We start from the raw sequence: 12,008 nt of genomic DNA, 5'->3' as shown, positions 1-12,008 counted from the left end.
ACAAAATAATGAAGATATTAAATTCTATTGAAAAGAATACAAAGCAAGAGATGAAGAAAATAATATACCTGCTCATGTTGATTTAATAATTTATTTATCTGCTAAAAAACAAAAAGAATTATTTCAGAATTTAGAAGCTGATATTAATAAAAAAGCAAGTATATTAAAAAATATTCTTAATGAAGGATTAAAAACAAAGCAATGATATTTAGATTTAGATAAAACATATGAAAAAGAAATAACTTCATGAAATGTAGAAAATAATACTTTTTTATTGGAATATAAAAACAATTTATCTAATAATTTAGATAAAGTACCTTTATATTTTAATATGTTAAGACTAAATTTTTTAGACAAGAAAGATTATAGTAATAGTTACGATATATTTGGTTAGCTGTATATTTTAATAATTTAATTAATTAAAAATAATGAAATAATATTATATTTTTCAGTGATTGGGAGTTAAAATGGAAAAAGAAAATCAAGAAAAGAAACACAAAAAATCGCTTGTTTGAATAATAGTTATCTTTTTATTTATTATATTGGGTATTGTTATTTCATCAACTTCTGTATATTTTGTAACTAGAAATCAAAGTATTAATTTAAATAAACAAAAAGAAAAAGATAAAAATTATTATTTATCAAAATTACAATATTTAGAAAATCGACTTATTGAAAAACAATCTGAAATTTCTAAATTAAATAGCAAAATGGAAAATTTAAATGAAAATAATAATAATGATTTAAAAGAAAGAGTTAAAACCTTAGAATCTGAATCAAATACTTTAAGAGAAAAAATATTATCTATAAACTCAATATTAAAAAGCAAGGATATTGAAATCTCAGAACTTCTTAAAAAATTAAAAGAGTTTGAAGATAAATATCTTCCAAGTGAAGATGTAAATCATGAAGATTTTAAAAATGACAACTTTGATATAGTATTAAATACAACATATGAGAAATCATATAATACCGACCCCTTAAAACCGTTTGCAAAAGATGATTATTCAACAAAAGTAACTTTAAAAAGAAATACAAATCAAAATAATTTAATAGAGAAAGAATTTTTATTTGAATTTGATCATAATTTTTATCAAAAATTATTTGATGGGGCTGCAATATGAGAAAATACAAATAACGAAGTATCAGTAAAATGAGAGGATCTTGTTTTAGATGCCATTATGTATGCAGGGGCTATTGTAGGACCAGGCTGAGATATCAATAATGATAAAATATTTTATTTCCCAATTCAACCTAAAGATTTAATAGAAATTAATTATTTAAACAAAGAATTAAAATCTAAAAAAATATTATATGAATTCAATTACAATTACAAAAAAAATCACGCATTGAATATTGATGAAATTTATAAATCTGGAAAGCATTACAGAGTAATAATAAAAATAAAATCAGGAATTAATAAAGAAGCAGTATATAGTCATGAAGACTATCAATATGATGAAAAACTAAATAAAAAAATAAAATATTATGTAAATATGGATTGAAATATAACAAACTACTCAATAGATGAAAAATCACAAAATAATGAAGATATTAAATTCTATTGAAAAGAATACAAAGCAAGAGATGAAGAAAATAATATACCTGCTCATGTTGATTTAATAATTTATTTATCTGCTAAAAAACAAAAAGAATTATTTCAGGATTTAGAAGCTGATATTAATAAAAAAGCAAGTATATTAAAAAATATTCTTAATGAAGAATTAAAAACAAAGCAATGATATTTAGATTTAGATAAAACATATGAAAAAGAAATAACTTCATGAAATGTAGAAGGTGGACATTTTACACTTGAATATAATAATGTTTCATACGGAGAATCTAATAAAAACTCATTATACCTAAACATATTAAGATTAAATTTTTTAAATAACCAAGACATTTCTGATTATCAATAATAATCACCTCTTTTTAAGGTGGTTATTTTTTATAATTTTTTTATTTAAAATAACAAAAACAAATCAAAAATAATGTTGTTATTATTATTGCTTTTGAGCATATCAAAATATGATTTATACTAGCACTTTTTGTCAAATATTTTTATTAAGTAGGATTTGAGTTAAAATATAATTAGGAGAAAAATGGAAAAAGAAAATAAAGAGAAAAACAGAAAGCAGTTTTTGTGAATTTTTTTATTGTTTTTATTATTATTTTCAGTTACTTCAATTTCAGCTATTTCTACTTATTTTTTAACAAAAAATAGCAATAAAAATTCAGTAAGAAAGCAAAATATTAATAAAAATTACTATGATTCACAATTGAAATCCTTAGAAGGTGATTTGTTAGATAAAGCAGCCAAAATTTTAGAATTAAAAAATAAATTAAAAAACAGTAATGAAGATGATTCTGAAAATCAAAAACTTATTGATGAACTTAAAACTCTAGAATCAGAATATGAAACTTTAAAACAACAAATTTTAGAACTAAATTCTATATTGCAAAATAAAAATGCAGAAATTTCAGAACTTACTAACAAAATAAAAAATTATGAGGAAAAATATATCAAAAAAGAAGACATAGATCATGAAGATTTTAAAAATGAAAATTTTGATACAGTTTTACTAACAACATATGAAAAATCGCAAAGTGTTGATCCGTTAGACCCTATAGATGTAAAAAATTATTCTTCAAAAGTTACATTAAAAAAAGGTACCACTTCAAATAACCTTACAGAAAAAGAATTTTTATTTGAGTTCAATGAAGAATATTTCAGAGAAGTAATGAGAAATATAAGTATAGGAGTTAGTAATGAAGTAGAATATGGAGATATTAGATGAAATAAACTAATTTATCAAGCACTTATAAATGCTGGGGTAACATTTTATACGAGATTCTAGACTAGAAGTAACAAATAAAAGAATATTTTACTTTGGTTTAGATGATGAAGATTTAATCGATGTAATTTACCTTGACAAAAATTTAAATACACAAACAATAACCGCAAAAAAAGAAGATAATGTTTGGGACAAGTTGGTAAATTTAGATGAGATTCACAAAACTGGAAATCATTATAGAATTATAATAAAACTTAGATGAACACCTAATAGAATTGAGCGTTCGCTTATTTCATTTACAACTATTGCAGGAGAAGAAAAAGAACTTGTATATTATAAAAACAAAGATGTTGATTTAAAAAATTACGAAATTGATGAAAAATATCAAGATAATCCAGATATTAAATTCTATTGAAAAGAATATAAAGATAGAGATAATGAAAATAATATACCAGCGCACATTGATTTAATAATTTATTTATCTGTTGAAAAACAAAAAGAATTATTTGGATCTTGAGATGCTAAACTAAGCGAAAAAAGAGATAAAATAAATCAAATTTTACAAATGGAAATAGAACAAAAACAATGATATATCAAATCATTAAAAGAACAAAAATTAAAAGTAACTTCTTGATTTATTAATGATATATCTGACTATAATTTAGAATATTCAAATATTGATAATTACGGTTATATAAATAAAAAACCTTTATTTATTAATATATTAAGAATTAATTTTTTAGGAAATGAAGATACTAATAAAAATTAATAGGGGAAATAATGACAAATAATAATGATAAGGACAAAACAAAAAAATCAAAATTTTGAATTTTAATAATATTTTTAGCTTTTTTATCCGTTGTTTCAATAACTACTATTTCAACTTATGTTGCTACAAAAAACAAAAATAATAATTTTAATAAGCAGCAAGAAATTAATGAAAATTTTTATAAATCTCAATTAAAATCCTTAGAAAATACATTACTTGATAAATCTGCTGAAATTTTTAAATTACAAAATCAACTAAAAGATAAAAACACAGATCAAAATAAAAATCAAGAAATTTCTAACAAAATCAATTCTTTAAACACAGAAACAAAAACAATAAGAGATCAAATTTTAGCACTCAATTCAATATTAAAAAATAAAGACATTGAAATAGAAGAATTGCATAAAAAAATAACTGAATATCAAGAAAAATATTCATCAAAAGAAAACATAAATAATGAAATATTTAAAAGTGAAAATTTTGACGAAGTTTTAATAACAAATTATGAAACCAACTATAAAACAGACCCATTAAAATCTATTAACCTTAATGACTTTTCATCAAAAGCTACTTTAAAAAGAGATACTAATTCAAATGATCTTACTGACAAAGAATTTTTATTTGAATTTGATGATCTTTTTTACGAAAATAGATTATCAGAAGAACAAGGTTACGGCAATTTTACTGACGACGAAGATTTAACATGATGAACTCTTATATTTTATGCTCTTATATATTCTGGATCAATACCCGGAGGACCTGGGTTCCATATTGATAATAGTAAGTTGTTTTATTTCTTTATTGGTAATGGTACCTTTGTAGACATAACTTTTTTAAAGAAAGATTTAACAACTGAAACAATAAACTATGTATATGATTATCGAAAAAAAGGTACACACCCAGTAAAAAGAGAAGAATTATACAAGCATGGTAACCATTATAAAGTTATTATAACAATAAAACCCGGAAATAATAAATATAGCTTTATAAATGATTATCCTTACTCATATTTTGTAAATAGAGATTGAAATATAAAAAATTACTCAATAGAGCAAAAATATCAAGATAATCCAGATATTAAATTCTATTGAAAAGAATATAAAGATAAAGATAATGAAAATAATATACCTGCACACATTGATTTAATAATTTATTTATCTGCTAAAAAACAAAAAGAATTATTTGGATCTTGAGATGCTGACTTAGATTATAAAAAAGGAAAAATTAAAGAAATTTTACAAAAAGAATTAGAAACAAAAGAATGATATAAAAACTTAGATAAAACTAATATACAAGAAGTAGTTACTGAATCTGTGGATCATTGATCATTTACGCTTGAAACTCCTCAACCTTATAACAACCCTCAAGATAATCACTTATTTTTATATTTTAATATATTAAGAATTAACTTTATGGAAAATGAAGATGATTAGTTAAAAAAATTAACATTTAAAATGTTAATTTTTTCTTTTCATTTTAAAAACAAAAAAGTTGTTTTTTGTTTTTAGTTTATTTATTATTTGTTCAGAGCCGATATTTAATAAAAAGATTGTTAAGGTTGAACATCAAAAATAAACACTAGCAATATTTACTTGTAAAGATCTTTCATTTAATGCTTCCATTAAATTTCTACCTAAATGTAAACCGTTTTGTGAAGTTGTAAAAACACTATAAGTTATTGCATTTCTAATTGCCATTTCAAAATAAAAAATAGCTAAGCTAATAAAATCATATTTAATTGTAGGGAGTATAAATTTAAAATATATTCTAAATTTAGAATTACCCATCAATTGCAAATTTTTTATTTTTCATTCATCAATATTGTCTACAACTTCTGATATTTGTTTTATAAAACCAGAAGCCTCATGAATACCCAAGACAAATATAATTAATGTTATTTTAGATAATGTAGATGTAAGTGCACTAAATAAATAAATCAAAACAACAGTTGGTATTAATCTATTAATACTATTTAATCCTCTGAATATCATAGTTGACTGAAATTTATTGGTAAACATAGAACAAAAAGGAATAATAATAATTGATAAAATTATTGTTATAGTCATTGTAGATATAGCAAATATTATTATTTGTAAAATTTGCAATAAAGGATTACTTTTTATATCTAAGCTACTTCAGTTAAATGCTTGTCAATCAGGATTTAGTAAAGCCCTAAAAAATCTTGTAGATGATTTAGAAAAAATATATGATTTATCAGTTATAGAAATTACATAGATACTAAATATTCCTAAAATTAAAACAATAAATAATTTTATTCAAAAACGGATATTTATTGTTCTACTTAATTTGTTTATGTCAGTTGTTTTTAATTTCTTTGTATTAATTTGAAATAAATATTTATTTAAAAACACATTTAATATTTCTAATAATATAATAAAAATTAATAAAACTAATAATGGAATGGCTAATTGTTTAAATCTTGAAGTTGTTTGACTTGCATAATTAATTAAAATACCTATTCCAGGCGCTCCTATGCTTGATAAAATAGAACCTCAACGCATGTTTGATTCAAAGGAATAAATAAATAAACTTATAAATCTATTAATTAATCTAGGTAATATTTCTTTATAAAATGATTTAGCTTTGGAATTACCTTGATTAATTGAAACATAAAATGGTCTTGAATCTATTGATTCAAGAGCTTCAATGTAATATTTATGAAGCCATAATCAAGTAAATCAAATAAAAATTAACATTAAACTAAATTCAGCTCTATAAATAGAAGTAAATAATGTAATAAATAATAATTCTGGAATACAACGTAAAAATAAAATTATATTTTTTGAAAAAAATGACCAAATTTTATTAGTAAAATTTCTGTTTGTCAAACAAGAAGTAAAAAGTGCTAAAAGAAAACCGATAAAAGTTCCTGAAATAGTATATTTAATAGTAAATCATAAAACGCTGAGGCTTCTTATAATTAAATTTTGTTCATAATCTAATGTACTTGTATTTGAAAATGAAAAAATTGCCAAAAAGTTTTTTTTAAAAAGTTCAACACCAAAATGATTTGTAGTTTTGTAACTATATGTTGAAAACAAGTAAATAATAAAAATTAAAACACAAATAGTTAATAAATGTTTTCAAAAGCTACGTAATTTTTTTTGTGTTTTTTGTTCGCTAGATAAAACTTGATAAAAGAAAATATTTGTTCAAATTTTTATTTTTGTACTGCTTGAAGTATCTGTCATTGTTCAATGTCTTTTGTTTCTTTATCTAGTATTATTGTGTTATTTTTAAATGCTATAACTCTATCAAAATATTTTTTTACTAAATTTAAATCGTGAATTATAACGATTATTGTTAATCCATTTCTTTTATTTAGATCTTTTAAAATATCTAGCACTTCTAATGAAGTTTGAAAATCCAAACTACTGGTTGGTTCATCAGCTAAAATGAGTTCTGCTTTTTTTATCAGAAGTTTAGCAATTTCTACTCTTTGTTGTTGTCCACCACTTAATTCAGATACACGATAGAAAGATTTATCTAAAATATTTAAATTTGCTAATTGTTCAAAAATATTTATTTTTTGTTGTTTAGTTATGATAGAAAATAAACTATAAAATTTATTTTTATATTGTGAAATAGATCGAATAATATTGTTATAAACATTGTCAGTAAATATTAAATTCGGTTGTTGTGTTAAAAAACCAATTTTTTGAATTGTTTGTTTTCATTTTCTCTTATTTAATGAATAAATATCTTCATTATTTAAAAGAATTTGTCCTTTTGATGGTTTTAAATTTCGTACAATTGATTTAAAAATAGTGCTCTTACCTACTCCACTTTGACCAATAAAAGCAACCATTTCTCCTTCTTTAATTTCGAAATTTACATTAGATAAAATAGCATTTTCATTTTTTTTATATTTGATATCAACTTTTTTAAACTTTAAATTAAGCATATTATTTATTCTTTGTATCTATTGTATTTGTATTATAAATATCAATATATTTTTTAAACATATCGACATCACCGGCAACAAATTTATTAAATCCGGTGTAAATTCCTAATTGATTTTCTTCAATTGAAAGACTTTGCAAAGCTTTCATAACTAATGAACTTTGTTTTTCTGAAAGTCCTTTTCTTCTAAAAACTCCATTATAAGGAGCAGGATCTGTCAGTGTTAAAACACGTATTTTTGCATTTGGGACAGTAGGTGTAAAATGATCTTCATTTTCAATAGATTCCGTTCAGTTTAAAACACCTTCATCATCAAAACCTATGTGAAATACATGCCCTAGACTGTCTTTTTTACCTAATCTAATTGAAACTTGACTATTTTGCTCAACTTTTTTGTTATTTTTATTTTCTTGATCTGTAAAATATTTATTTACTTCAATTGAACTTAAATTAAAGTTTTTTGCAATTAAATTCGCTTGTAATCTATATCCACCTAAACTTGAGGTTCCTTGGAAAATAATTCCGTATTTTGAAAATTCTTCTCATTTTTTTGATTTTCAAGCATTTTCAATTGCTTCTAATTCTTCATCAGTTCCTGAAATATAAATTGCTCCACGATAAAATTGTGTAGTTTTATCTGTATTATCATAAAATACTTTATATTTTGAGCCATCTCATTCTAGTTGTTTTTTAATTTTTCATCAACCTGGATACTCTCCATTTTCTGAAAAATATATTTTATTATTTTCTTTTGCAGCTTTAATTAGTGGATCATTATCACTTCCATCTAAATATGTTGCATCATCATCGAATGTTCATTTAAATGCTAATGTTTCAGTATTACCCATATAATTTGGATACTGGTCTAAATTATTTTTATCAATCTTATTTCCAAGTATTTTATATGGAATAATCGAAATATCATTATCTATTTGGTCAACTAATAAATTATCCCTTGCATTATCATTTGAAACTTCAGCAGTTTTAAATATTACATCAGGATAATTTTTTAAATCATTATCGGCCTTTTTTAATTCGTTAAATTTATACTGTAATTTTTCTAAAAATACATCATTAGGTGATTGTTGAGTATTTTTTTCTGGAGAAAGAAAACCTTTATTTGCCCAGTCATATGTAATAGTTATCTCTGTATCTCAATTTTCAGTATTTGTATTTTGAGTTGTATTAGTATTAGCATCCGTGTTAGCACAAGATATTGCAAAAGCGCTTGTTCCCACTAATAAAAAACCAGCCATAAAAACTCTTCAAATCGATTTTTTATTTATTTTCTTCATAAAAAATTCCTCCTTGTAACAGAGAGGAAAAGACTATATAATTAACTCGCTACGCATGAATTACCATGATCAGCTTTAAGAGTATATTCTCAGCCATTTTAGCACCTCTGTTAATTAAATTATACTTTATAATGGTGTTTAAATGGCAAAATTAATTTGTGACTAAAGATAATATTTTAAGAATTTCATTTAAAAGATGACAATAAAGATGTTCAATTTTTGTTATAGATAATATCATTTTCAGCGCACATTTTTTTAACAACTTTATCTCAAAATGGTAAATCAGTTTGCATTAACATCCCATCATTAGGTGATGTTTGATTATTACAAACAATTAAATAATGTAAGAATAAATGTTCTTCATTTGAACAAACTATACTTAATCCATTAGCATATTCTTTTTTCATCGATGCTAGTATTGCTCCTGAAATTCACATTTCATCGATGTGATGTCTTTGGTATTTTCACATTTTGTAAGTCACTTTATAATTTCTTGTTTTAATAAAATCTGAAATTTTTAATTTTTTAAATGGAGTTGGTATTTGACCATATTTAATACACATTTTTTTAATAAATTCTACATATTTATCTACAAAATAATCTTTTGGTATTTTATTCATATTATTCAAACATCTTTAAAGCAAAATCATAAATTTCTTGCGAATTATCATAAAAAGTTGCATGTCCTGCGTTTTTTATTATTTTAAAATCTTTATTCATTTGTTTGGCAACTAATTGAATTTCTTCTGGGTATGTATATTGATCAAATTCACCAACGCATAATTGATATTTATCAGTTGCTTTATATCAATCATAATAATTTTCATATATGTATTCAACATTTAACATTTGTTGATCAACTAAATAATGAAATTTTTTGAATCTTAAATTTTTATCATTTACTATCATATTTGCATACATTTCTGCTTCTTTTTGAAATGCTTCTGGTGTTGCTGTTAACTTTAAATATGATTCAATTGCATTTTCTTTAGTAATAGGAATTAAATATTTCTTTCCAAATTCCACTTTTTGTTTGTTAATTAAATAATGTGCTGCACCTACTAATGTTGCATATTTAGCTTTATTTTTTCTTAAAAGATACAATGCACTTAATGAACCAAGCGAGTGACCTATAACATAAACTTCACGATTTTTTAAAACAGTGTCAACAAATTCTTCTGCAACTTCAAAATAATGTTCTAAAGTAATTGGTCTAATATTTCAAGAACTTTTACCACAGCCAGGCATATCAATAGCAGCAATCGAAAATGGTTTATTTTGCATATTAATAATTGGTCTAATTGTGTTTAAACTATCTCCGAAACCATGTAAAAATAATAATATTGGTTTTTTAGAAGTTTCAAAATCATCTTCTAAAAAAGTATTTATATCTTCACCTGCGATTTTATATATTTTATTCATTATGTTACCTACCTTTAATATAGTATATTTTATTATTTTTTAAGGATTATAAAAAAATTTTAAATTGTTTTTATTATGTAAAAAGTTTTTTGTATAAAAATAAATTTCAAAAAACTTGATAAAAAATGAAAAAATGGTATTTTATTAATGCTAAAAGTCATTACTAAAGTTGTTTAGGTTTGATAAAAAATGAAAAGTAAGAGATAAAAAAATTGGTTTATTATTCTTAGTTTTTTTACATTTTTTTATATATAAAATTGAAGAAAAAAAACATTATATTTTTTTAAGCAAATGGTCTTTTTTGTTGTTAAAATAAGAAGCACGAGGTAAAAATGAAAAACAAATATTATTTTAATTCTAACAATCCATTAGGCTACGTAAAGGAAAATTTACAAGGTTCATTACGCGCTATTAATTGAAATGTTATAAACGATGATAAAGATTTAGAAGTATGAACTAGAGTTACACAAAACTTTTGATTACCTGAAAAAATACCTGTATCTAATGATTTAAAATCATGAAATGAAATGGATAAAAGTTGACAACAACTTCTTACAAGAACATTTACAGGTCTTACTTTATTAGATACTATCCAAGCAACATTAGGAGATACCGCACAAATTCCTAATGCACTAACAGATCATGAACAATTTATTTATGCAAATTTTGCATTTATGGTTGGAGTTCATGCTAGAAGTTATGGAACGATTTTTAGCACTTTAAACACATCAGAGGAAATTGAAGAAGCTCATGAATGAGTTATAAATAACGAAAAACTACAAGCAAGAGCAAAATTTTTAATTCCTTTTTATATTTCAGATGACCCACTAAAATCAAAAATAGCAGCAGCACTTATGCCAGGATTTTTACTATATGGTGGATTTTACTTACCATTTTACTTATCCGCAAGAGGTAAATTGCCAAACACAAGTGACATTATTAGATTGATTTTAAGAGATAAAGTCTTACATAACTATTATTCAGGCTATAAATACCGTAAAAAAGTAGAAAAACTTTCACCTGAAAAACAACAAGAATATAAAGAATTTGTATTTGATATATTATATAAATTAATTGATTTAGAAAAAGAATTTTTAACTGAACTTTATGACGGGTTTGGACTAGCAGAAGATGCAATACGTTTTAGTTTATATAATGCAGGAAAATTTTTACAAAATTGTGGATATGATTCACCTTTTACAGCTGAAGAAACAAAAATAGCACCAGAGGTTTTTGCACAACTTTCAGCAAGAGCAGATGAAAATCATGACTTCTTTTCTGGTAACGGTAGTTCATATATTATGGGAGTTACTGAAGAAACAGAAGATGAAGATTGAGAGTTTTAACTATGGATATACAAGATAATTTACACGCAGAAATACCAAAAGCATCAGGAGAAATTCATGTAGTTTATTTTTCATCTAGAACAGAGAATACAAAACATTTTGTATCAAAACTAGAAGTTGCAAACACACGAATTCCACAAGATGGCCCCGAAACTTGTTTAGTAAATCAACAATATGTTTTAGTTTCACCTACATTTTCAGGTGGACTTGGAGAAACTAAGGGAGCTGTTCCTAAACAAATAATTAAATTTTTAAACATAGAAAGCAATAGAAAGAATTGTGTTGCTGTAATTGGCACTGGAAATACTAATTTCGGTGATACTTATGGTTTAGCAGGATATGTTTTAAGTAATAAATTAAATGTTCCTCTTTTAACAACAATTGAACTAAGAGGATCGATAGCAGAGGTAGAAAAAGTAAAAAAAATATTAAAAGAAATTTGAAATAAATAGAAAGA

Annotated in this window: 12 protein-coding genes and 1 riboswitch; of the genes, 7 read left to right on the top strand and 5 right to left on the bottom strand. The window is 23.3% G+C overall.

The features are described from left to right. The 5 genes from N8G13_RS01105 to N8G13_RS01085 all read left to right on the top strand — a co-directional run. Positions 1–394 (top strand): hypothetical protein (locus N8G13_RS01105; RefSeq protein WP_262289108.1); only part of this gene is annotated, 394 nt, incomplete at its 5' end. 73 nt (positions 395–467) lie between these two features. Next, positions 468–1,919 carry a hypothetical protein gene (locus tag N8G13_RS01100; RefSeq protein ID WP_262289107.1) on the top strand — a complete coding sequence of 484 codons (1,452 nt, stop codon included), beginning with the start codon at positions 468–470 and terminating at the stop codon, positions 1,917–1,919. A gap of 183 nt (positions 1,920–2,102) precedes the next feature. After that, positions 2,103–2,858, top strand: coding sequence for a hypothetical protein (locus tag N8G13_RS01095; protein ID WP_262289106.1), 756 nt, complete (start codon positions 2,103–2,105; stop codon positions 2,856–2,858). 133 nt (positions 2,859–2,991) lie between these two features. Continuing rightward, positions 2,992–3,564, top strand: coding sequence for a hypothetical protein (locus N8G13_RS01090; RefSeq protein WP_262289105.1), 573 nt, complete (start codon positions 2,992–2,994; stop codon positions 3,562–3,564). Positions 3,565–3,575: 11 nt separating this feature from the next. Further along, positions 3,576–4,997, top strand: a complete 1,422-nt coding sequence (locus tag N8G13_RS01085; protein ID WP_262289104.1) for a hypothetical protein — start codon at positions 3,576–3,578, stop codon at positions 4,995–4,997. Positions 4,998–5,021: 24 nt separating this feature from the next. Here N8G13_RS01085 and N8G13_RS01080 read toward each other — a convergent pair whose 3' ends face one another. The 5 genes from N8G13_RS01080 to N8G13_RS01060 all read right to left on the bottom strand — a co-directional run bounded on the left by N8G13_RS01080 (position 5,022) and on the right by N8G13_RS01060 (position 10,205). Then, positions 5,022–6,776, bottom strand: coding sequence for an ABC transporter permease subunit (locus N8G13_RS01080; protein ID WP_262289103.1), 1,755 nt, complete (start codon positions 6,774–6,776; stop codon positions 5,022–5,024). After that, on the bottom strand, positions 6,746–7,498 hold the full coding sequence (locus tag N8G13_RS01075) for a phosphonate ABC transporter ATP-binding protein (RefSeq protein WP_262289113.1): 753 nt from the start codon (positions 7,496–7,498) through the stop codon (positions 6,746–6,748). Before N8G13_RS01075 ends, N8G13_RS01080 begins: the two co-directional genes overlap by 31 nt. Next, on the bottom strand, positions 7,491–8,783 hold the full coding sequence (gene cypl, locus N8G13_RS01070; RefSeq protein WP_262289102.1) for an ABC transporter thiamine pyrophosphate-binding lipoprotein p37/Cypl: 1,293 nt from the start codon (positions 8,781–8,783) through the stop codon (positions 7,491–7,493). The genes N8G13_RS01075 and cypl overlap by 8 nt, the downstream gene beginning before the upstream one ends. Before the next feature lie 29 nt (positions 8,784–8,812). Continuing rightward, positions 8,813–8,902: riboswitch (TPP riboswitch) on the bottom strand. Between the two features lie 57 nt (positions 8,903–8,959). Further along, a complete protein-coding gene (locus N8G13_RS01065) occupies positions 8,960–9,403 on the bottom strand; it encodes a hypothetical protein (protein WP_262289101.1) in 444 nt (147 codons plus the stop codon). 1 nt (position 9,404) lies between these two features. Next, positions 9,405–10,205 (bottom strand): alpha/beta fold hydrolase, encoded by an 801-nt coding sequence (locus N8G13_RS01060; protein WP_262289100.1) that lies wholly within the window; start codon positions 10,203–10,205, stop codon positions 9,405–9,407. A gap of 332 nt (positions 10,206–10,537) precedes the next feature. Here N8G13_RS01060 and nrdF point away from each other — a divergent pair, with 332 nt between their 5' ends. Further along, positions 10,538–11,551, top strand: a complete 1,014-nt coding sequence (gene nrdF, locus N8G13_RS01055) for a class 1b ribonucleoside-diphosphate reductase subunit beta (protein WP_262289099.1) — start codon at positions 10,538–10,540, stop codon at positions 11,549–11,551. A 2-nt stretch (positions 11,552–11,553) separates the two neighbouring features. Continuing rightward, complete coding sequence (nrdI, locus tag N8G13_RS01050) at positions 11,554–12,003, top strand: class Ib ribonucleoside-diphosphate reductase assembly flavoprotein NrdI (RefSeq protein ID WP_262289098.1); 450 nt, start codon at positions 11,554–11,556, stop codon at positions 12,001–12,003. Positions 12,004–12,008: the final 5 nt, after the last annotated feature.

Origin of the sequence: Mycoplasma zalophi (assembly GCF_025486335.1) — a bacterium.
Taxonomy (GTDB): Bacteria; Bacillota_I; Bacilli_A; order Mycoplasmatales; family Metamycoplasmataceae; genus Metamycoplasma; species Metamycoplasma zalophi.
Note: the sequence above shows the minus strand (reverse complement) of the source record. Positions and strands in the feature narration are given on the sequence as shown.